This is a genomic window from Streptomyces sp. NPDC005799 (assembly GCF_040630525.1).
In the GTDB taxonomy this organism is placed as follows: Bacteria; Actinomycetota; Actinomycetes; order Streptomycetales; family Streptomycetaceae; genus Streptomyces; species Streptomyces griseorubiginosus_B.
The window spans coordinates 1-20,362 of record NZ_JBEXXQ010000051.1; the positions used below are offsets into that span (position 1 = coordinate 1).

18 protein-coding genes and 4 pseudogenes are annotated in these 20,362 nt (G+C 68.8%); 9 read left to right on the forward strand and 13 right to left on the reverse strand.

All coding sequences use genetic code 11. The features are described from left to right. Nucleotides 1–198 precede the first annotated feature (198 nt). The 6 genes and pseudogenes from ABZ453_RS37695 to ABZ453_RS37720 form a co-directional block, all read right to left on the reverse strand. On the reverse strand, nt 199–2,256 hold the full coding sequence (locus ABZ453_RS37695) for a S53 family peptidase (protein ID WP_359022394.1): 2,058 nt from the start codon (nt 2,254–2,256) through the stop codon (nt 199–201). A gap of 463 nt (nt 2,257–2,719) precedes the next feature. Further along, nucleotides 2,720–3,010, reverse strand: coding sequence for a transposase (locus tag ABZ453_RS37700; RefSeq protein ID WP_359022522.1), 291 nt, complete (start codon nt 3,008–3,010; stop codon nt 2,720–2,722). Nucleotides 3,011–3,040: 30 nt separating this feature from the next. Then, nucleotides 3,041–3,265: pseudogene (locus ABZ453_RS37705) on the reverse strand (aldo/keto reductase); the annotation flags it as partial. A gap of 138 nt (nt 3,266–3,403) precedes the next feature. Then, on the reverse strand, nt 3,404–5,299 hold the full coding sequence (locus ABZ453_RS37710; RefSeq protein ID WP_359022524.1) for an alpha-L-fucosidase: 1,896 nt from the start codon (nt 5,297–5,299) through the stop codon (nt 3,404–3,406). Nucleotides 5,300–5,700: 401 nt separating this feature from the next. Beyond that, nucleotides 5,701–6,579 (reverse strand): methyltransferase domain-containing protein, encoded by an 879-nt coding sequence (locus tag ABZ453_RS37715; protein WP_359022396.1) that lies wholly within the window; start codon nt 6,577–6,579, stop codon nt 5,701–5,703. Nucleotides 6,580–6,724: 145 nt separating this feature from the next. After that, nucleotides 6,725–6,868, reverse strand: a pseudogene (locus ABZ453_RS37720) (transposase); the annotation flags it as partial. Between ABZ453_RS37720 and ABZ453_RS37725 the strand changes: the two are divergent. Further along, on the forward strand, nt 6,867–7,001 hold the full coding sequence (locus tag ABZ453_RS37725; protein ID WP_359022398.1) for a hypothetical protein: 135 nt from the start codon (nt 6,867–6,869) through the stop codon (nt 6,999–7,001). The pseudogene ABZ453_RS37720 and the gene ABZ453_RS37725 overlap by 2 nt on opposite strands. Nucleotides 7,002–7,154: 153 nt before the next feature. On the opposite strand, the pseudogene ABZ453_RS37730 reads toward ABZ453_RS37725, so the two are convergent. Continuing rightward, nucleotides 7,155–7,934: pseudogene (locus ABZ453_RS37730) on the reverse strand (acyl-CoA dehydrogenase family protein); the annotation flags it as partial. A 32-nt stretch (nt 7,935–7,966) separates the two neighbouring features. Here ABZ453_RS37730 and ABZ453_RS37735 point away from each other — a divergent pair. Further along, a pseudogene (locus ABZ453_RS37735) lies at nt 7,967–8,893 on the forward strand (PLP-dependent transferase); the annotation flags it as partial. Between the two features lie 115 nt (nt 8,894–9,008). Continuing rightward, complete coding sequence (locus ABZ453_RS37740) at nt 9,009–9,830, forward strand: TauD/TfdA family dioxygenase (RefSeq protein ID WP_359022400.1); 822 nt, start codon at nt 9,009–9,011, stop codon at nt 9,828–9,830. A gap of 237 nt (nt 9,831–10,067) precedes the next feature. On the opposite strand, the gene tnpA is transcribed toward ABZ453_RS37740, so the two are convergent. Further along, on the reverse strand, nt 10,068–10,484 hold the full coding sequence (tnpA, locus tag ABZ453_RS37745; protein WP_359022403.1) for an IS200/IS605 family transposase: 417 nt from the start codon (nt 10,482–10,484) through the stop codon (nt 10,068–10,070). Nucleotides 10,485–10,511: 27 nt separating this feature from the next. Here tnpA and ABZ453_RS37750 point away from each other — a divergent pair, with 27 nt between their 5' ends. Together ABZ453_RS37750 and ABZ453_RS37755 are read left to right on the forward strand one after the other, a co-directional pair. Continuing rightward, a complete protein-coding gene (locus tag ABZ453_RS37750; RefSeq protein ID WP_359022405.1) occupies nt 10,512–11,756 on the forward strand; it encodes an RNA-guided endonuclease TnpB family protein in 1,245 nt (414 codons plus the stop codon). Nucleotides 11,757–11,776: 20 nt separating this feature from the next. Further along, entirely contained in the window at nt 11,777–13,096 is a 1,320-nt protein-coding gene (locus ABZ453_RS37755) for an MFS transporter (protein WP_359022526.1), read from the forward strand. 427 nt (nt 13,097–13,523) lie between these two features. Here ABZ453_RS37755 and ABZ453_RS37760 read toward each other — a convergent pair whose 3' ends face one another. After that, a complete protein-coding gene (locus ABZ453_RS37760; RefSeq protein ID WP_359022407.1) occupies nt 13,524–14,120 on the reverse strand; it encodes an NAD(P)-binding domain-containing protein in 597 nt (198 codons plus the stop codon). 159 nt (nt 14,121–14,279) lie between these two features. Here ABZ453_RS37760 and ABZ453_RS37765 point away from each other — a divergent pair, with 159 nt between their 5' ends. After that, entirely contained in the window at nt 14,280–15,491 is a 1,212-nt protein-coding gene (locus ABZ453_RS37765) for an RNA-guided endonuclease TnpB family protein (protein ID WP_359022409.1), read from the forward strand. Between the two features lie 58 nt (nt 15,492–15,549). Here ABZ453_RS37765 and ABZ453_RS37770 read toward each other — a convergent pair whose 3' ends face one another. Next, nucleotides 15,550–16,368 carry a 3'(2'),5'-bisphosphate nucleotidase CysQ gene (locus ABZ453_RS37770; protein WP_359022411.1) on the reverse strand — a complete coding sequence of 273 codons (819 nt, stop codon included), beginning with the start codon at nt 16,366–16,368 and terminating at the stop codon, nt 15,550–15,552. Between the two features lie 137 nt (nt 16,369–16,505). Here ABZ453_RS37770 and ABZ453_RS37775 point away from each other — a divergent pair, with 137 nt between their 5' ends. Continuing rightward, nucleotides 16,506–17,414 (forward strand): LysR family transcriptional regulator, encoded by a 909-nt coding sequence (locus ABZ453_RS37775; protein WP_359022413.1) that lies wholly within the window; start codon nt 16,506–16,508, stop codon nt 17,412–17,414. A 182-nt stretch (nt 17,415–17,596) separates the two neighbouring features. Here the strand turns inward: ABZ453_RS37775 and ABZ453_RS37780 are convergent, their stop codons facing one another. Then, nucleotides 17,597–18,736: a glutathione-independent formaldehyde dehydrogenase gene (locus ABZ453_RS37780; protein WP_359022415.1), complete on the reverse strand. Its 1,140-nt coding sequence runs from the start codon at nt 18,734–18,736 to the stop codon at nt 17,597–17,599. Between the two features lie 164 nt (nt 18,737–18,900). Between ABZ453_RS37780 and ABZ453_RS37785 the strand changes: the two genes are divergently transcribed. Further along, a complete protein-coding gene (locus ABZ453_RS37785) occupies nt 18,901–19,089 on the forward strand; it encodes a hypothetical protein (protein ID WP_358610982.1) in 189 nt (62 codons plus the stop codon). A 118-nt stretch (nt 19,090–19,207) separates the two neighbouring features. Here the strand turns inward: ABZ453_RS37785 and ABZ453_RS37790 are convergent, their stop codons facing one another. Both ABZ453_RS37790 and ABZ453_RS37795 read right to left on the reverse strand, forming a co-directional pair. Then, on the reverse strand, nt 19,208–19,360 hold the full coding sequence (locus ABZ453_RS37790) for a hypothetical protein (protein ID WP_359022418.1): 153 nt from the start codon (nt 19,358–19,360) through the stop codon (nt 19,208–19,210). A gap of 199 nt (nt 19,361–19,559) precedes the next feature. Next, nucleotides 19,560–19,808, reverse strand: coding sequence for a hypothetical protein (locus ABZ453_RS37795; RefSeq protein ID WP_359022420.1), 249 nt, complete (start codon nt 19,806–19,808; stop codon nt 19,560–19,562). Between the two features lie 207 nt (nt 19,809–20,015). On the opposite strand from ABZ453_RS37795, the gene ABZ453_RS37800 reads away from it, so the two are divergent. Beyond that, nucleotides 20,016–20,351, forward strand: a complete 336-nt coding sequence (locus ABZ453_RS37800; protein ID WP_359022422.1) for a DnaJ domain-containing protein — start codon at nt 20,016–20,018, stop codon at nt 20,349–20,351. Nucleotides 20,352–20,362 lie beyond the last annotated feature (11 nt).

The window sequence follows — 20,362 nt, forward strand, 5'->3', positions numbered from 1 at the left end:
GCCCCCGCGCCCCCCGGCGCCCCCCCCCCCCCCTGCCGCGCTCCGATCCGATGGTGGTCGGAAACACCTCGAGAGCTTCCCGCACATGAACCGCGCCGGCCCGGGAAAACCGGAACCCTGGCACAGAGCGGAAGCGGCAGGCCCCGTCCGCCGGGATGCCTGCCGCTTCGCGTTACTGCATGTGCTCGGTGCTGCTTGCTACGGGATGCGGTACGTCCAGAGGTAGGACGGCGAGGGGGTGCCGAGACCTGTGGCGTCGTCGTAACCGCGGCCCGCCTTCAGCAGCCGGTCGTCGCCGAAGGTCACGGTGATGGTCGGGATGTTCTGGGTCGCCGGAAGGACGGCGGCCGCCCGGGCGCCGGCCCCCTTGGCGGTCAGGTCGGTGAAGGCGGGGCTGCCGGCCCGCGCGTAGAGGGCGGGGTTCGCCCAGCCGATGCCCTCTCCGCCCTGCGCCTGGATGGCGTCGGCCTGCAGGCCGGCGAAGAGCGGGCAGGCGAGGCTGGTGCCGCCGATGTCGGTCTCGACGTACTCGGTGCTGCCGTCGGACAGGGTCAGGGTCTTGCCGGCCATGAAGGCGGTGAAGGGGTCGGCGGGCATCGACACGTCCGGGGCCACCCGCATCGGGCGGGCGACCTTCGTGCCGTTCGGCAGCGTTGTCGCGAGGTCCTCCGGGACCACACCCTTCTGGTAGTAGGGCCGGTCGAACGCGGCGCTGGTGCCGCCACCGCCGCCGAACAGCCATCCACCGGACACCCAGGCATCGTCCTGCAGGACCCACGCGTCGTTGCCCCAGGCGGTGCTCCACAGCGCCTGGTCGTGTGCGCCGATCGCCAGGCTGGTGCCGCCGACGGCGGTGACCCACGGGCTGGAGGCCGGGAAGCCGGCCTGCGGGGTCGACGACTCGGACACCAGGCCGCACAGGGTGGCGGGGTCCTGGGCGCCGCAGTTGCCCGAGGAGAACTGATAGCTGATGCCCTCGATGGCCCCCTGCGCGAAGAGCCGGTTGAACTCGGCGATCGCCGGCTGGTCCACGTCGCCGGTGGTCCTGTAGATGATTCCTTCCCACGAGTTGGAGACGATGTCGGCGCCGTGGGTTTCGTTGATCGTCTCGAAGACCTGGAAGAATCCCGCGTCTTCGCACGTGTTGGCGCCGTAGTAGTGGACGTTCGCGTCCGGCGCCATCGCCTGCACGGCCTCGACGTCCAGACTTTCCTCGTCCGCCCAGCTCTCGACGCCGCCGCAGCGGCTCAGGTCGGTCCACTGCTCCGGGGTGAGCGTCTCGGTGTACTGGCCGTCCCTGAACGGCTTGTCGCCGTGGTTCTCGGCGTGCCGGTTCGCGTCGGCGAGCATCGTGAGCGAGCCGTAGACGCCGACGACCGCGACCGTCGCGCCCTTGCCGGTGAGCCCGGAGCGGGTGACGCCGTACGCGCCGCGCAGCTGGGAGGGTACGTATCCGCACAGGACGTACGGGTTGTGCTTGCCGTTGAACGGCGGGTCAGTGACGTCCCTGACCTGCCCGTAGTAGGAAGAGCAGCGGGCCGGGCCGAGGAAAGCAGCACCGTTCGAACCCTTGGACACAGTGGCCTTGGTCCCTGTCACGCCCTTGGCGATGCTCGTGGTGACCTGGCCGACCAGGCCCGCCGACCGCGCCACGACCGGCATCGTCGTCAGGCCCGTGATGGTGCCCACATCCCCGGCGACCGCGGTGGGCACCTGCGCGTCGGCCGCGGGCGCGACGTAGGCCTCACCGCCGACCTTGTAGCTGTGCAGAGTGACACCGAAGGCTTTCTGGATGGCCGGGGCCGTGCCGGTCACGGTGACACCGACCGTGTTCGACGAGGTGATCTTCAGGCCGGCCCCGGTGAGCCAGGACCGCACCGCTGTGACCTGCGCGGCGGTGGCGCCGAAGCGCATGTGGTACTCGGCGGGGGTGAGGTAGTGGCGGTAGAGGGGGCTGGTCGGCGTGGAGACGGCTTGCGCGTAGGCGGTCATGCCGGCGGGGTCCTGCCCGGCGTAGAAGACCGTGGGGGTCAACGTGGTGGAGGCGGCTGCCCCGCCATGGTCGGCCGTGACGGTGGCCCAGGTGGGGTGCGTGTGCGCGACCGCGGTCGTGGCCGAGGCGGCGGCGGGACCCGCTACGAGAAAGGCACTGACGAGCGCGGCGGTCAGCAGCGTGGCCGCGGTCCGGGCGCCGCGGGGGCGGCTGGCTGAAGTGATCGTCCGGCGTATCCGGCCGGTCCGGGACTCGGTGAACAACTGGATCCCTTCCCCCGGGGCGTGTGCCCGGGTCTACCCAGGCGGGCGCCCTTGGCATCAGGGGGCGTTGACACCGCGGCGGCCGCTGTCCTCCTCGCGCCGCGGCGGGTGCAGCAGCGCCTCAGTGCACGGTGTCCTGGTGCCGGCACCGCTCCCGATGGATATCCGGACCCGGCAACGCCTGAATAGCCGGAGGTTTGAGCGCTCCTGGCTCGCAATGTGTAGGGAATGTAAGGCTCCCGACAGAACTCGCAGGTGAACGGCCGTCGGCGGGTGAGCACTTCTGCTCCCGGACTTCGCGTCGTGACGAAGGATCGTCCCCTTGTCGTCTGCCGAGGAGGCCGGCGCAGCGGAGGTGGTCGCTGCCCGCCCCGCTGATGGTGTACTCCGCTTTGGGGATGCGGCTGTGCACAGCGGCCCGCCTGGATTGCGTGGGCGGCCTGGTGAGCCAAGTTAGTCAAGGTCAGCTGCCAAGGGTTCGCCAGGACTTCGACCGGGGACCCCTGCTGGTCCAGGAAGGCGGTCGGCGGTCGGCGGTCGGCGGTCTCGGGGAAGGGGCCTCCTCGGTCACTGACCACCCGCTGAGTCGCTCGATGTTCACGGCGATGGCCGTGAACACGTGCTGCCGGTGGGCTTTCGGCTGTCCTCGGTAGCGGCAGCGGCGCATGCCGTGTCCGTGGGCGAACTCGTTGATGGTGCCCTCGACTCCGGAGCGGACCGCGTACGGGCCTTTCAGTCGGGTGTCTTCCCACAGGTGGTCGCAGCGTCGACGATCTGCGGCACGTCACAACTCCTGCGTGGCAGGAAGGGGAGCAACCCAGGGCAGGAGCCCGTTGAGGCGCGGGGCGCGCCAGGGTTCGGTGGAGACGGGACGGTGGATCATGCGGGCCGCGTCGTCTGCCTCGTCCGCGCTGCGGCTGCCGACCAGGACGCCGGCGACGGCGGGATGACCGAGGGGGAACTGCAGGGCCGCCGCTCGCAGGGGGGTGTCGTGCTGTTCACCACGCATGCGGCTGCCTCCGTCGCAGTCGTGCCGGTGTGGGCGACCTCGCCCGTATCGGCGATGTGTGGGTGATGGTCGGCGACGGGAACCGTCCGCGCCCGAGGGCTGATCATCTGACGCTCTTTCGGTCGACGACGTACTCGTTCAGGACACGACGATCTGCCACTGCTCCTGTGCAACGCCGTTGTAGGTCCATTGGTTGACGGTGGCGCCGTCGGCGGTGGATGCGCCGTCGACGTTGAGGGCGAGTCCGCTGAAGCGGTTGGTGAGGATGTGGTGGCCGTCACCGATGGGAGTGATGGCCCAGTGCTGTTGCGGGACGTCGGCGTCGGTCCAGATGTCGGTGGCGCCGCCGTCGCTGCGGGAGAGGCCGGCGACCTCGAGCAGTTTTCGGTTGGCGGCGTTGCGGATCTTGAAGTAGCCGTCTCCGGTGGGGACGAGGATCCACTTCTGATTGGTCTTCTTGTTCCATGTGGTCTGGGCGAGCGGGGTGCCGTTGGTGGTGTCGGTGGTGGTGAGGACCTTTTGGCTGTGGCGGGCGACGATCCGGTAGGCGGTCGAACCTGCGGGGAAGGTGGTGCGTTGGAGTTGCGGTCTGGCAGTGCGGCCGCCGATGCGAAGGTTGCCGATGTTGGCGTAGTCGCCGGTGGCGCTGTCGACCTTGATGCGGATGAAACCAGCGTTTCGCGCGGCCCACTCGACCACCTTGAGGGTGCGGTCGCCGGCCCATGTGCCGCTGGCGGCCTCGGTGAAAGTGACGCCGTCGGTGCTGGTGTGGATGGTGTAGGAGGTGATGTCCCCGTCGGTTGTGTTGGTGCGGTTCCACTGCTTGGGGAGGTACTCCAAGGTGGAGATGTCGCTCCAGACCCCGCCGAGGTCGATGGTGATCGTCTGCGGGAGCGGCAGACTCCAGGTGGACCAGCACGTCTCGAAGCCCTTGTCGCTGAGCCCGTCTATGGCGTTGAGAGGCCCTTCCCCGGTGTGGTGGTCGGTGGCGTACGCATTCACGGGGGTGACGGGGTGTTCGGCGCGGCGGGGCTGGGTGGGGAGGGGGGCTCTGGAGGTGTCGGGACTCCAGGCGGCACCGACTTCGGCCAGCCGGTTGACGATGTTGGTGTCCAGGCGGCCGTTGCGGTTGGGCGGACAGTTGAGGATGAAGGAAGTGTATTTCGGTTCCAGGTCGGCCAGATGGGAGAGGATGGCCGCCTTGCTCATGGGGTCCTTGGTCGGAGTGCTCGGATGCCAGAACCAGCCGTCGCTGATCGTCTGCCCCTGCAGCGAGGCGTAGGTGTTGCCTGCGGGTGAGGTCACCCCCAGCGGTTCCTCGAAGTAGATCGCGTCACCGAGGAAAGGCACCGACAGGGCTCCGTGGTCGATCATCACGATGTCCGGCTGCAGCGACAGCACGTGCTCGCGGACGCGTTGGTAGGACAGGGCCTGCTGGCCCATCTGCCACGCGTAGCCGTCAGTGACGAACATGTCGATCTTGCCGTAGTTGCTGAGCAGTTCGGTGATCTGCCCCAGGACGTAGGTGAGGTCGGCGGGTTGAATGGCTTCCCTGCTGCCGACGCCGTGCCGGGTGTCGTAGGCCTCCACGGTGTGGGTGCGGTCCCAGATGGAGAAGTACAGGCCGACTCTGAGGCCTTCGGCGCGGAATGCGCGGACGTACTGGGCGACGATGTCGTGCCTGTACATGCTGTGAGCGACGCTTTGGTCGGTGTAGGCGGTGGGCCACAGACAGAATCCGTCGTGATGCTTGGTCGTCAGGACGCCGTAACTCATTTTCGCCGCGGCCGCGGCCGCGGCCCACTGGGCGCAGTCGACCGTCGGCGGGGCGAACAGGGCGGGATCCTGGTGCGGCGCCGCCCACTCCTCGTCGGTGAAGGTGCCGAGATTGAAGTGGTTGAACATGCCGAAACGCAGGTCGGCCAGCTTGCTCAGTTTGTCCTGCGGTGTGGCTGCGACGGCCTGACTGAGGGTTCCCAGACCTGGCATGACGGGCAGCGCTGTCATGGCCGCGGTGGCGCCTGCGACTCCCATGAGCCGTCGGCGGGACAGACTTTCGGACACATTCGCTCCCGGTGCTTCGGATGAGGGGAGGGGCTGATGTGACCTATGAATCTCATCCGTGTCACAGACGGGTCAACCCTTGTGCATGGATGAAATCCCTTACAGGGAAAAGGAGTTGATGACACAAAACGTAACCAACCCGCCACCTCTACCCATCAGACATCACATGTATGGGGGCGTTGGAGGGGCCGTCCGGTGGAACGGCAAGCGAGTTCGTCGATCGCGGCGAGGCCGGTCTGGCGGAGTCGGCCGACCGGGTCATGTGGCGGCGCGCGGTGATCTCTGCGCACGGGGCTGGGCGGGCGGTGGAGCAGCCGTCCCGATGTGACACTCGGGCCCAGGTCGAACGGCCTCGACCGACGGCGCGACCATCATCGAGAGCCGGCGGCGGCAACCAAGTACGCCGTACCCGGCCAATGAAAGACACCACGGCTGACGGTGTCCGCCGGTCGTTCGTGCCGACGTGTCCACCGGTGCGCGAACCGATCGAATGGCGGGACGGAGGGTGTCAGGTCGTAGTGGACGATATCGACGGGACGCAGGCCCGCTTCCCGCATCATTCGCCGCAACCGTCCCGCCGAGAGTGCCCGGATACCGGACCTCGGTACACCGTGCCTTCGCTCCGGGGGTAGGCCGAGCAAGCCCTCCACCTGGCCAAACAGCCGAAGCAGCGGCCAATACACCCCCCATTCGAACAGGCGGTACGGGCTCAGCGGGTTCAGCATGGTGACAAGAACGAGCCCGTCCGGGCGCACCACGCGATCAAGTTCCCGCAACGCCGCGGGAGCGTCGCAGTACTCCAGTACTCCCATCGCGACCACGACGTCGAAGCTCGCATCCGGGAACGGCAGCGCCTCTGCCTCCCCGACGGTCAGTTCGATCTCGGCACCCGCCGTGCGGCCCGAGGCCTCGGCGAGCATGGCGGGCGCCCGGTCGACGGCGGTGATCCGGAATTCGCCGGGACGGGTGTCGAGTACGCGCCGGACGAACATCCCTGGCCCGCAGCCCACATCGAGAAGATCGCCACCAGGACATCGATTCAGGATCTGGAACACGGCATGGAACCTGGAGGAGAAGTACCGCTTCGCGGGACCCGAGCCCTGATGCGAGGCGGCATAGGACGCCGCGACAGTCGGATCGTCGAAATGAACATGGCCGTGATGACCGGACGCCTCCGGACCCGCGACCGGTGGACGCCCCTGGGCGGGACCGCCCGTCACGACGCCCCAGTTCTCTTTGTGCAACCCCACCGTCGACCTCCGACCTGGCATCCTCACATACTGAACTACTAAGTAGATCAGTATGTAAGCTCGTTCTGGCGGGTCATGGCCTCAGCTTTGCGAAGGCGCTACCGGCGCGAGAATGGAAAATGGCCGCGGCTATGCCAAGAACGACGCAGACCTTGCGCATGATCTCTTCGCAGCGTGTCAGCATGTCGTCGTTGAACACCCCGCGCCGGTACGTCGTCACGAAGACCAGGTGCCCGTGCATCGCCGAAACAACATGCCTGCGACGCCTGTAGTCGTCCTGCCCGTCCATGAGACCCCGGGCCTACCCGGACGCCTCCCAGTGCCGTGCGCTGGCCGGGGCATTCGGCTGTGCCTCCCTGCGGGATCTGGACACCGCCTACAAGAACTTCTTCGACAGCTCCCGACCGAGCCCACGTCCCTGACCGCACAGCGCGGTGAATCAGGAAGCCCCCGGAAGGGCCAGACGGCCCGGGCCGGAACCCCTTCATGCAACCGCAGCGATCCGCCCCGCAACTCGCGTGCGCGGTCGACGGCCTGTGGCCCTTGCCGCCGATCCGGCGTTCCCGGTTTCCCGGTCAGGCCGGCAGGACGAACGGGGGGTGGGCGCCGTTGAGGAAGTAGTCCCCGGCGTCGCGGATCTGGTGGGCGACGGGCCTGTGCAGGGTGTGCGCCCGGGCGTTGCGCCAGAAGCGGTCGAGGCCCAGCCGTGCGGATGCGGAGCGGGAGCCGACGATGTCCAGGGCGCGGCTGGTGGTTTCCTGTGCGGCCTTGGAAGCGGCGGCCTCGGCCATCGTGACGTGGACCGAGATGTCGGCGTACTCGTCGTAGGTGAGGTCTTCGCCGCGTGTCAGTCCGTCGTGGACGGCTGTCAGTGCCTGATCGGTGAGTGCGGCGGCGGAGCGGGTGAGGATCGTGAGTTCCCCGTAGGTGGTCAGTACGTGCGGATCCTGGGGAGTGCCGTCCGCCCAGGAGGGGCGCCAGGACGACTGGCCCATCCTGCTGTACTCGCGCGCTTCGGCGAGCGCGCCCTCGGCGAGGCCGAGAAGGATCTGGACGGAGAGGAGACGCCCGATCGGTGAGGCCGGAGCGGCCGATGGTGAGAGCACGTCGTCGTCGGCGGCCAGGGAGCCGAGCACGTCGTGGACGGTGACGGGCGCGGCGTCGAATTCCACGTCACCTCCGGCCGCGAGCCGCTGTCCGAAGGCTTCCGCGGCGTCGATCCTCACGCCGGGATGGGTGGGAGCGACGACGACGGCGACTGGTTCGCGGTTGCCCGCTCGCTCGGCCCGCACCGCGAGGCGGTCGGCGACCAGAACTCCCGTGGCGTAGCTCTGGCGGCCCTCGAGTACATAGCCCCGCCCCGCTGCTGGAGCACACGTTCGCCGACTTCGGCATCGAGGTCACCTTCGTCGACGACCCGGACGACCTGGCCGCCTGGTACGCGGCCGTACGCCCCACCACGAAGGCCTTCTTCGGCGAGACGCTCGGCAACCCGCGCGGCAACGTCCTCGACCTCGAGGCAGTCGCCCGCATCGCCCACGAAGCCGGTGTCCCGCTCGTCGTCGACAACACCGTGCTCACGCCGTACCTGCTACGGCCCTTCGAGCACGGCGCCGACATCGTCGTGCACTCCACCACCAAGTTCCTCTCCGGCCACGGCACCGGCATCGGCGGGGTCGTCGTCGACAGCGGGCGCTTCGACTTCGGTGCGGACCCCGGCCGCTGGCCCGGACTGACCGGCCCGGACCCGACGTACAACCGGCTCTCGTTCTGGGACTCCTTCTCCGACCTCGGACTTGCCTACGCGCTGCACCTGCGCACCCGGCTGGTGCGCGATCTGGGCCCGGCCGTCTCCCCCTTCAACAGCTTCCTGCTCCTGCAAGGCCTGGAGACACTCAGCCTGCGCATCGAACGGCACGTGCTCAACGCCCAGTTGCTCGCCCAGTGGCTGCAGGAGCAGCCCCAGGTGACGCGGGTGCACTACGCGGCACTGCCCTCCAGCCCGTGGCAGACACAGGCCAAACGCTACCTGCCGCGCGGTGCCGGAGCGGTGCTCTCCTTCGAACTCGCGGGCGGTCTGGAGGCGGGCCGGCGCTTCGTCGAGGGAGTCCGGCTGTTCAGCCATCTCGCGAACATCGGCGACGTCCGCAGCCTCGTCATCCATCCCGCCTCCACCACCCACGCGCAGCTGGATCCCGCTCAGCAGGCCGCGGCCGGGGTCACCCCCGGCCTGGTGCGGCTGTCGGTCGGCATCGAAGGCGTCGACGACCTGATCGCCGACCTCGACGCAGGCCTGAAAGCAGCCGCCGTATGACATCCACCGCACGCCCCCCAGGAGCCCGCCGCTCCGCGACCACATGCGGGCTGCCCCGGCTGCCCAGGACCTTCTCACCACACACCCGCACCCGCCGCAGCAGAAGGAGAACGACATGACCACCGTCGCCCGTTTCGAGATCCTCCGGGCAGGCCCCCGCTTCGGCGCCGAAGTCGTCGGCGTCGACCTGACCTCACCCGTCGACGACATCACCGCCGAGGAACTGCGCCGGGCCTTCCGCGAACACAAGGTCCTCGTGTTCCGGGGCCAGCACCTGACGCCCGATCAGCAGGTGTCCGCAGTCAGCGTCTTCGCGCGACCCTTCGACCACCCGACCGCCGTGAAGCACCCGGCCAACCCACTGGTCAGCCCGTACAACGTGAAGCAGACCGGCAAGGCCAGCACCTGGCACATCGGCGGCCTGTGGCGCGACCCCGTGTTCGCGATCGAGTCCCTGACCTACGAGGTGGTGCCCGAGTTGGGCGGCCACACCCTGTGGGCAGACCTCCAGGCCGCGTACGACGACCTGTCAGAACCGTTCAAGCTGCTGCTTGAGTCCGTCGGCGCCCTCTACGACGGCAACGCGGAGAACTACGCACAGGGCAGTAGGAAGAACGCTCCCGGCGAACCCGTCGAACACCCCGTCGTCCTCACCCACCCGGTCACCGGCCGCAAGGGCCTCTTCATCAGCAGCTCGGCGAAGCAACTCACCGGAGTGACCCCGGCCGAGAGCAGGATGCTGCTCGACCATCTGCTCCGGCACGCCTCCTCGCCGAACTACACGATCCGGTTCGGCTGGAAGCCCGGCGACTTCGTCCTCTGGGACAACCGGGCGACCTGGCACTACGCCGTCGACGACTACGGCGACGGCGAGCGCGTCTACCGCAAGGTCCTCGGTGTGGAGCCGGACGCGGGCACCACGCAGCGGCACGCCTGAATGCTCCCGGGAGAAGACCGCGCCGCCCGCCGCGTCCTGCTGGTGTGCATGGCCGCAGGGGCAACGACCCTGCTGGACCAGGCAGTCCTGAACATCGCGATCCCGAGCATGCGGCACTCGCTCGGGGCCGGTGCGGCGGACATCCAGTGGATCGTGGCCGGTTACCGGGACTCTTGCAGAAGGCCCCGGCGTTCACGCCGGGGATGAATGCATCTCAAGACTGCTCTGACGTGCACGTTAGAGCGGACGTTTTTGCTGCTCGATGTACTGGCGGACGATCGCCAACGGTGCTCCGCCGCACGATGCGGAGAAGTATGAGGGCGACCACAGGTGCCCATGCATGATGGCGCGGTTGATTCGGCCGGTGAACTCCTGCCGTATCCGGCGGGCGGAGACGCCGTTGAGGCTGTTGACCAGCTTGGAGACGGCGACCTTGGGCGGGTAGTGCACCAGCAGATGGACGTGATCGCGTTCGCCGTTGAACTCCTTCAGCTCCGCCTCAAAGTCCTCGCAGACCTTGCGCATGATCTCTTCGCAGCGTGTCAGCATCTCGTCGTTGAACACCCCGCGCCGGTACTTCGTCACGAAGACCAAGTGCACATGCATTGCCGAAACGACGTGTCTTCCACGTCTGTAGTCGTTCTGCCCATCCATGAGACCAATCGTAGTAGGATCTTGGTTATGCAGCTCCGCTACAACTACCGGGTCTACCCGGACGCCGCACAGCGCCGTGCGCTGGCCAGTGCGTTCGGGTGCGCCCGCGTGGTGTGGAACGACTGCCTGCGCGACCGGAAGGAAGCACACGCGGCGGGGCTGCCGTACGTGACGTCGGCCGAGCTGTCCCGGCTTCGCATCACCCAGGCCAAGCGCACCGAGGGACGCACATGGCTCGCCGATGTGTCGGCGGTTGTCCTGCAACAGTCCCTGCGAGACCTGGACACCGCCTACAAGAACTTCTTCGACAGCCTCAAGGGCAAGCGGCAGGGCCGCAAGGTCGGCCCTCCCCGCTACAAGTCGAAGAAGGACACCCGGCAGTCGATCCGCCTCAACACCAACGCCTTCTGCCTCCAGAGCGACGGCACGGTGTACGTGGCCAAGGTCGGCAGCCTCAAGGTCACGTGGTCCCGCCGGCTTCCGGCCGCACCCACGTCCCTGACCGTCACCAAGGACAGCTCCGGCCGGTACTTCCTCAGCTTTGTCGTGGACACCAAGCCGGACATCCTGCCCGAGCTTGAGGCCGACGCCGGTGTCGACCTCGGTCTGTCCGCCTTCGCCGTCCTGTCCGACGGCAGCAAGATCGACAGCCCGCGCTTCCTGCGCCGGGCGGAGAAGAAGCTCAAGCGTCTTCAGCGGGAGCTGTCCCGAAAGGCCAAGGGGTCGAAGAACCGGGCCAAGGCCCGCATCAAGGTCGCACGCCAGCACGCCCAGGTAGCCGACCGGCGCCGGGACTTCCACCACAAGGCCTCCACACAGATCATTCGCGACAACCAAGCGGTGTACGTGGAAGACCTCGCGGTGTCCGGCCTCGGCCGTACCCGGCTCGCCAAGTCCGTGCACGACGCGGGATGGTCTGCGTTCGTCGGCATGCTGGAGTACAAGGCGGCTCTGCACGGCCGCACCTTCGCCAAGGTGGACCGGGCTTTCCCGTCTTCTCAGGTCTGCTCGGCCTGTGGATTTAGGGACGGCCCCAAGCCCCTGCACGTGCGGGAGTGGAGGTGCGGGGCCTGCGGCACCGTGCACGACCGCGATCACAACGCAGCCCGTAACGTCCTCTTCGAAGGACGCCGAATCGTCGCCGCCGGACGGGCGGAGACGCTAAACGCCTGTGGAGCGCCGGTAAGACGGGCACCCGTGCCCGCACAGCGCGGTGAAGCAGGAAGCCCCCGGAAGGATCAGACGACCCAGGCCGGAATCCCTGGACTTTAGGCCAGGGAGCACGTCAATCACTGACCTTCGGACTGGCCCTCGTACCCGGGGGCAGCCTGGGAGACCTGCACGGCCGCAAGTGGCTCTTCATCGCAGGCATGGCCGTGTTCCTCCTGGCAGGGGTGGCGGCCGCGACCGGCGGCGGGCCGGGAATCGTGATCGGTGCGCGGCTGGTGCAGGGCGCGGCGGCGGGGCTCGTCAACTCCCAGGTGATCGGCACCGTCCAGGACGTGTTCCACGGGCTCGACCGAGGCCGGGCGCTCGGCCTGTACGCGGTGACGGGCGGCGTCGCGGCGGCACTCGGCCCACCGCTCGGCGGCGCACTGGTCGCCGGCCTCGGGCTCGAGGCCGGCTGGCGCTACTGTCTCCTGCTGAGCGCACCGTGCGCGGTGCTCACCCTGGTCCTCGCGGCCCGCTGGCTGCCACCGCCCCGGCGTACCGCCCGCGACTCCCGGCTGGACGTTCTCGGCCTCACCCTGGCCTGCGGATGCACGCTCACGCTGATGGTGCCGTTCATCCGCACACCGGAGGGCGGGGGACAGGCACTTCTGTGGGCGGCCGGAGTGGCCATCCTGGCCTGCGCGTTCACCGTGCACCAGCGCCTGAGGGTCCGCAGAGGCCGGGTGCCGCTGGTCCATCCGGCGCTCGCGTCGTCGAAGCCATACCTGCTGGGCACGGCCGTCGCCATGGCCCAGTTCGGCTCCTCGATCGCCGCGTCCCTCGTGCTCACCGTCTTCCTCCAGGACGGGCTCGGCCTGTCCGCCCTCCTCACGGCGGCGATCACGCTCCCCTCGGCCATCGCGATGGGTGTCTCCTCGGCACTGGCCTGGCGGCTGGTGCGACGGATCGGACCGCGCACGGTGAACGTCGGCCTGGCGACCGGCATCTGCGCCGCCCTGGGCGGGGCGGTGGCCGCGTTCCTCGCGCCGTCCGCCGCCCTGCCGATCCTCCTCGCCGTGACACAACTGCTGTCGGGTGCCGCCGGCGGGCTCTCCGTCTCACCCAACCAGACCCAGGTCCTCCAGCACGCGCCGGCCGAGGCCGCCGGCGTGGGCGGCGGCATCCTGCAGATGGCCCAGCGCATCGCGGCCGCCGTCTGCCTCAGCGCCGTATCGGCCGTCTATCTGCACTCCGCCTCCGGCTCGTCCGCGGGCAGTGGCCCACGAGCCGCCTACGCGTTCGCCTCCTGCGTCTGCGCCGGGCTGCTCGCCGCCGCGCTGGTGCTGTCGCGACTGCGCGGGGCCACCGCCGCACCCCCTTCACCGAGACCCGGATTCCCTGCACTGAGGAGTCCCCGAGATGACCGCCACCACGACGACCGCAGCCCGCAAGAACGGTAGGAGCCCGGAAGAACCGGAGCATGTGCTCGAGCGTTCAGCCTGATCTTGCAAGGGACCCCGGGTCTTCAGACCCAGGAGGAATTGCATGCTGACACCGGCGGCGTGGAGCGCCGTCGCATCGCTCGGTGAGTCTTCCAGGACGGCGCCCCGCTCATCCGGCCGCTTCTGGTTGTCGATGTGCTCCTTGACCTTGGCCAGCGGTGCGCGGCTCCGAGGGCACCGAGCAGCTCAAGGCCCGGATCGTCCTGGAGTTCAACGCCGGGACCCAGGCGACGAGCTCGCCGCCGCCCGGGCGGCCAACCGTTGGCTCATGGCCCAGCTCAACCGCCCACAGGCTGCGCGGAGCCTGGGCCGGTCGCTCGATGGCCGGCGATCGGCGGCGTATCTGTTCTTGTGGTCCCGCTGGCGGTGGTGCACGGTGCGCGGATCAGCGGGCGATCGAGATCGCGAAGGGCGCCAATCCGCTGGATCGAATCACGTGCGGTACGAACAGGATCGCGGCCTCCGTGGCGCGGGCGGTTCTGATCCCGCCGAGATCAGTGATCCACTCCTTGCGCCAGCCGAGGTTGATGAGCAGATCACGGACGGTCTGCTTGGCCTGCGGGTCCTCGCCGGAGAGGAAGGCGTCGGGCGCCTGGGGGAGCGTGGCCGGGGAGGTCATCACCGGGAAGAGCATGGTGTTGAGTGTCTTGACGACGCGCGTTTCGGGGAGTGCCTCCTGGAGTTGCTCGGCGAGGCTCGAGCCGGGGTAGATCAGGTCGGCGGGCAGTCCGTCCGGATCGTCGATGGTGGCGTTGGAGACGTCGACGAGGATCTTGTCGCGCAGTTCCTCGCGCAGAGCGACGAGCCGGTCCAGCGAGCCGGCGCCCGGGGTGGCGTTGATGACGATCTGGGCTGTCCGGGCAGCGGCGCCGGCGGCGCCGGGCGCGCGGTCCGCCACGGTCACCTCATGCCCGGCCCGGGTGAGGGCTGTGGCCAGGTTGCCGCCGACGCGGCCGTTTCCGAGAACTGCGATCGTGGTCATCGGATCTCTCCTTCGTGGATACTCCCGGCTTCAGCCGGGGGAGGAAGCGAAGCTCCCTTGGAGCAGGCCAGGAAGAGCCGGTTGGCCACCGGGGCGGAGCGACGCCCACCGCCCACCGGCCGATACACTGCTCACACGGAATCTGATACGGTGTGAGATATGGCGGAGCAGGTCAAGCGGGCGTTCAAGTACCGCTTTTACCCCACGGACGAGCAGGCGGCGGAGTTGTCGCGTACGTTCGGCTGTGTCCGCCTGGTGTACAACAAGGCGCTGGAGGAGCGGACCCGGGCCTGGTACGGCGAGCAGCGTCGGATCTCCTACGTGCAGTCCTCCGCCGCGCTGACCGAGTGGAAGAAGACCGGGGAGCTGGCCTTCCTCGCCGAGGTGTCCTCCGTCCCGCTGCAGCAGGCGCTGCGGCATCTGCAGACGGCGTTCGCCCACTTCTTCGCCAAGCGGGCGAAGTACCCCCGGTACAAGAGCCGGAAGAAGTCCCGGTCGTCGGCCGAGTACACCCGCAGCGCCTTCACCTGGCGCGAGGGGCGGCTGACGCTGGCCAAGATGGCGCAGCCCCTGGACATCCGCTGGTCGCGTCCGCTGCCCGAGGGCGCGGAGCCGACCACGGTGACCGTCTCCCGGGATGCGGCGGGCCGCTGGTTCGTGTCCCTGCTGTGCGAGGACACCATCCCCCCGGCCCGTGCCACCACTAACGTGGTCGGCCTGGATGCTGGGATCACCTCGCTGGTGACCCTGTCCACCGGGGAGAAGATCTCCAACCCCCGGCACGAACGCGGGGACCGCGCCCGTCTCGCCAGAGCGCAGCGGGAGCTGTCGCGCAAGGTGAAGGGCTCGGCGAACCGGGCCAAGGCCCGGCGTCGTGTCGCCAAGGTCCATGCGCGGATCGCCGACCGGCGCCGGGACTTCCTGCACAAACTGACCTCGCGCATCGTCCACGAGAACCAAGTGGTCGTGATCGAGGACCTCACCGTCCGCAACCTGCTGAAGAACGGCCGCCTGGCGCGCGCCATCTCGGATGCGGCCTGGACGGACCTGCGCATGATGCTGGAGTACAAGTGCGCCTGGTATGGGCGCGACCTCGTCGTGATCGACCGCTTCTTCCCCTCCAGCAAGCTGTGCGGGGCCTGCGGCACGGTCGTGGCGAAGCTGCCGTTGAACGTCCGCGAGTGGACGTGCGCGCACTGCGGTGCCGTGCACGACCGGGACGTGAACGCGGCACGCAACATCCTGGCCGCCGGGCTGGCGGCTGCTGCCTGTGGAGACGGTGTAAGACCTCAACGGGAGTCCTCCCGGACGGGGCGGTCGTCGGTGAAGCAGGAACACCAGCGGGCGACCGCTGGAATCCCCCGCCTTTAGGCGAGGGAGGAAGTCAAGATGATCTGTTCCTTCCGTGCGCGCAGGTTGTGGTGGGCGGTCAGTGTGAGAGCGTGGCGACGGCCTCGGCGTGGACGCCGGGCGCGGCGGCCAGGAAGCTCTCGCTCTGCGGGGTCCAGACGCGGCCCTGGGCGTCGGAGATCTGTCCGCCGGCCTCGGTGACGAGCAGCGCCCCGGGCAGCAGGTCCGCACGGGCGCCGGCGAACTGCCAGAAGGCGTCGATCCGGCCGGCGGCCACGTTCATCAGGTGCAGGGTCGCGGGCACGGCGGTGCGGACCACGAGCGCGTCGAAAAGCATCGCGGTGATCGAGGAGCCGATGCGCCGCACGACCTGCTCGTCCTCGTCCGGCCGGGCCTGGCTGGTGGCCACCACGCTCAGGCCGAGGTCCGCGGTCTGGGCGACGTGCAACTGCCGTCCGTCGAGGTGGGCGCCTGCGCCGGTGAGCGCGGTGTAGGTTTCGCCGGTCAACGGCAGGTGGACCGCGGTGAGTACCGGCTGGTTCTCACGCACGAGGGTGGCGGTCACCGCCCATTCCGGCAGGGCGTGCAGGTGGTTGATGTTGCCTTCGGCTGGATCCACGACCCACCATTCGCCGGGCGGCAGCGCCCCGCCGTCCAGTTCGTCCTCCACCCAGCCGGCGTCCGGGCGCAGGCGCGTGAGGCGGGGGCGCAGGATGTCGAGGGCCGTGCCGTCGTTGGCGGCGAGCGCGCGCATCAGCTCTTCGCGGGTCTGGTGGCGGACCACCTCGCCGAAGCGATCGCGCAGCGCCGAGCCGGCCGCGCGCACGGCGATCGCGGTCTGGCCGAGCAGGTCGGCGTCGGAGGCGGCGACGTCAGGAGCCTGAAGCATTTCGGACATGGTGAACTCCCTTTTGAGAAGGAGGAGATGAGGCCGTTCGGGCTGAATTGTGCGCTCTGTTCAGCGCTCTGGTCTCGAAGGTATAGAGCCCATTGATTAACTTCAAATGCATGTAAAGCACGGCTAGGATTACTCGCATGCAATTGGATTTGAACCTGCTGGCCGCGCTCGACGCGCTGCTGGAGGAGGGCAGTGTGGCCGGGGCTGCCGCGCGCCTGCATGTCACCGCCCCCGCGATGAGTCGGAGTCTGGGTCGAATCCGGCGCACGACGGGGGATCAGATCCTGGTGCGCACCGGCCGCACGATGACCCCGACGCCGTATGCGATCGCTGTCCGGGAACAGGTGCACGAGCTGCTGCACCAGGTCCAGGGGGTGCTGGCACCGAGTCGTGAACTCGATCTGGCAACGTTGGAGCGCACTTTCACACTTCGCTGGCACGATTCGCTGGTCGCCTTGAGCGGCCCGGCACTGCTCTCGGCCGTCCGTGAAGAGGCGCCGGGCGTGCGACTGCGCTTCGTCGCGGAGTCAAGCACCGACACCCCCGGGTTGCGGCGCGGCGAGGTGGACCTGGAGGCGAACGCCAACCGTCCGAGCGCACCGGACATCCATGCCGAGAACGTGGGCGAGACCCGCCTCGTCATCGTCGTGAGGCGAGGGCACCCCCTCACCCGCGTGGAGACCCTTACCGCAAAGCGGTACGCCGCCGCTGAGCACGTCACCGTCTCGCGACGTGGAAACCTCAGCAACGCCCTCGACGACGCCCTCGCGCGGCTCGGCCTCACCCGTCGCGTGGTGGCGACCGCGCCCACGGAAGCGGCCGCCCTGGAGTTCGCGCGCGGCTCCGATCTCCTGATCAGCGTCCCCGAAGCCACCACGCGGTCCGCTGTCGCCGACCTCGGCCTGGTCGTGCTCCCCCTGCCGCTCGAACTGCCGTCGGCACCGATATACCTGTCGTGGCACCAGCGCTACGACACCGACCACGCCCACGCCTGGTTGCGCGGGCTGGCGCGAACCGCGCTGGCCATGGGCGGAACGTCGTCGTAGTCGGCGCCGTCCGGCCGCGTCACCGTGGCCGGACGGCCACTTCAGGGGGCGGGACGCCTGCTGCGAACGTCCGCCGTGTAACCCCAAGTCCTTGCGAACCTCGCCGTCCGAGTGGCACCGGCCGCCGGCCGAGGTGGGGCGGCGCACAGCCCCACCCGCTGCGACCGGTGCCCCGGGTCAGGTCACCGGTTCGGATGCAGGACGACCTTGGTGTAGCCCTCGACGCGCTTGTCGAACTTTTCGTACGCCGACGGCGCCTCGTCGAGCGACAGCTCGTGCGAGACGACGAAGCTGGGCCGCGCGCGCCCCTCGATGATCATGTCGCGCAGCTGCCGGTTGTACCGCTTGACGTTGCACTGTCCGGTCCCCAGCCGCAGCCCCTTCTCGAAAAGCCTGCCGACCGCCACCAGCAGCAAGCCCTTCTTGGCCTGCTCGTCAGGGCCGCCGGGGTCGGAGGGAACGTACAGGCCCGGAATGCCGAGCGCTCCGGTCGGTCGCACGGTCTCGACGAGCGAGTTCAGGACGGTCGCCGGCTCCTCGCGTTCCTCACCCCGCGCCTGGGCCTGGTAGCCCACCGCGTCGATGCCCTTGTCGGTGCCTTCTCCCTCCGTCTGGTCCTTGATCTGTTCCACTGGATTGCCCTCGCCGAAGTTGACGGGGATCGCGCCGATCTCCTCGGCCTTCTGCAGCCGCTCGGCGACCCGGTCGACGACGAACACCTTCCTGGCACCGCGCAGCATGGCCGAGTAGGCAGCCATCAGGCCCACCGGACCGCCGCCGTACACCGCGACGCTCTCGCCCGGACGGACGTCGGCCAGTTCGTTGCCGTGGTAGCCCGTGGGGAAGATGTCGGCGAGCAGGACGAAGTCGCTCTCGTTGGCGTCACCCTCCGGCAACTTCAAGCAGTTGAAGTCGGCGTACGGCACCCGTACGTACTCGGCTTGGCCTCCGCTGAACGGACCCATCGCGACGTAGCCGTACGCACCGCCGGCGAACCCGGGGTTCACGGTGACGCAGAAGCCCGTGAAGCCGGCCGTGCAGTTCTTGCAGAAGCCACAAGCGACGTTGAAGGGCATGACCACCCGGTCGCCCGCCTTGAGCGACGTGACGCCGTCCCCGGTCTCCTCGATGATCCCCAGGTTCTCGTGGCCGAAGACGATGCCGGGCTCGGCGGCGGTACGGCCCTCGTACATGTGCAGGTCGGAACCGCAGATTGCCGTGGACGTCACGCGGACGATCACGTCGTTCGGGTGTTGGAGCGCCGGCTTTTCCACTTGCTCGACCGCTACTTCGAACGGTCCCTTGTAAACGACGGCCTTCATGCCTACGCACCTCCGCTCGGCATTGCTGCTATCAGTCCTCGGTTATTTGTGCTCTATCTCATGTTCCGTCCGTTGTGCGGCTTAAGCCAAATTGGCTACTGTCGACACGCACTTGCGGATCACGCGAGCCCGCACACCAAGCCCCGGGAAAGAGAAAGCCCACCGTGACGCCACGCTTCGGGACCCTCCTCGTCCCCGTGTCCGGACTGTCCGGCACCACCTACCCCGCCGGAACTGCCGTGTCGATCAACGGCCGAGGGTCGGCAGTCGACGGTTTCGTCAATGGAGACTGGCTCCCCCTCGCCTGGTGGGAGTTCGCCGAGGGGCGAGGAGAGGACGCCGCTGAAGGCTGACCGGCCGTACCGCCGCGGACGATCGCTGGGCCGAGCCCGGCCAGAAGCGGGGCGAGCGGCGTGAGGCGCCGGTCACCTGCCGAGCGACGAAGAGGACCTGTGCGGCTCTGGGAGCGCGTCAGGACGGGGTCGGCCCGTCCGGCTTCCCGCTGTCCGCGTCGAACACCTTGGTGAAGGTGGCCCCGCACCGGCAGCGGGAGTGCTCGATCAGTTCTCCGTCGGCCGACACGCTCAGCCCCTGGCTGAGCCGCACGTGCACATGATCACCCATGAGGAGCTGCCCTCCTTGACCTCGTCTGGTCCGGTCATCGTGGAGGCCGACCGCGTTCACCGGCAATGCCGCAGCTCACACGTACGTGCCGATCGTGCCGCCGTTCACGGCCCGCCGCAGGGCCCGGGAGATCGGCGTGCGAAGTCCCTGACAGGCCAGTGCGCGCCCGCCGTCACGGGGTGGGCGCGCGTTGTCCGGATCATCCGGACGGTTTCGTGGGCGCCTGCCCTGCTCGTGCGCTGGGTTGTGGCTGCGGGTGGCCGGCAGCGTGCAGCATCGGTGCGGTAGGCCGCCCGGGACGATGTCCGCCCTCGGCCAGGACGCGGCTGCGGGGCGTCTCGTCGTCGAGAGTGTCCCGGTAGCGCCGCACGTCGTAGTCGACGCTCCAGCGGTGCCGGCACGAGCCGCAAGTGAACTCCACGCGTTCGACAGCGAGTTCGGTGATCACCGCACTGCACCTCCCATCCGGTGTGCGGGCACGGCCCGGGGTGCCGACAAAGGCGTGTCGACCTCCCCTAGACCTCACCCGGACTTGACAAGGCAAGACTCAAGTTTTATCCCAGAAGGTAGGCAAGAAGGAGGAAGACGCAGCTCAGGACGGCAAGGGAGGTGACCCGACGTGCAGGCGCCAGAGCCAGAATCTGACCTGTACGCAGTGCTGGAAGTGCAGCCCTCGGCGACGGGCGAGAAGATCACCTCGGCCTTCCGTGCCCGAGTGCGGGAACTGCGCCCGGACACCCGCGTGGACGCGGACATCACCGCACGTTTCGGTGAAGTGCGAGCGGCGTACGAGACGCTGCACGATCCCATCCTGCGGGCGGCCTACGACCAGCGCCTCGAACGCACGCTGCCTGCGCCTGATCGAGGTCCTGCCCCCACCGAGCCCGTGCGGCCCGCACGGCGGTACGCGGTGGTGCTCGGGGACGTCCGGCGTGACCCGCCGCTGCGCGCCGGGCCGGTCCGGTGGATTCCCTCCCGGGCGGTGAGATGAAGAACGAGGTG

Coding starts and splice junctions, on each gene's coding strand:
- ABZ453_RS37725 (WP_359022398.1), top strand. CDS start 6,867: ATGAGACCCCGGGCCTACCCGGACGCCTCCCAGTGCCGTGCGCTGGCC.
- ABZ453_RS37760 (WP_359022407.1), bottom strand. CDS start 14,120: ATGACCACGATCGCAGTTCTCGGAAACGGCCGCGTCGGCGGCAACCTG.
- ABZ453_RS37790 (WP_359022418.1), bottom strand. CDS start 19,360: ATGGGTGATCATGTGCACGTGCGGCTCAGCCAGGGGCTGAGCGTGTCG.
- ABZ453_RS37775 (WP_359022413.1), top strand. CDS start 16,506: ATGCAATTGGATTTGAACCTGCTGGCCGCGCTCGACGCGCTGCTGGAG.
- tnpA (WP_359022403.1), bottom strand. CDS start 10,484: ATGGATGGGCAGAACGACTACAGACGTGGAAGACACGTCGTTTCGGCA.
- ABZ453_RS37780 (WP_359022415.1), bottom strand. CDS start 18,736: ATGAAGGCCGTCGTTTACAAGGGACCGTTCGAAGTAGCGGTCGAGCAA.
- ABZ453_RS37740 (WP_359022400.1), top strand. CDS start 9,009: ATGACCACCGTCGCCCGTTTCGAGATCCTCCGGGCAGGCCCCCGCTTC.
- ABZ453_RS37750 (WP_359022405.1), top strand. CDS start 10,512: ATGCAGCTCCGCTACAACTACCGGGTCTACCCGGACGCCGCACAGCGC.
- ABZ453_RS37710 (WP_359022524.1), bottom strand. CDS start 5,299: ATGGGAGTCGCAGGCGCCACCGCGGCCATGACAGCGCTGCCCGTCATG.
- ABZ453_RS37765 (WP_359022409.1), top strand. CDS start 14,280: ATGGCGGAGCAGGTCAAGCGGGCGTTCAAGTACCGCTTTTACCCCACG.
- ABZ453_RS37770 (WP_359022411.1), bottom strand. CDS start 16,368: ATGTCCGAAATGCTTCAGGCTCCTGACGTCGCCGCCTCCGACGCCGAC.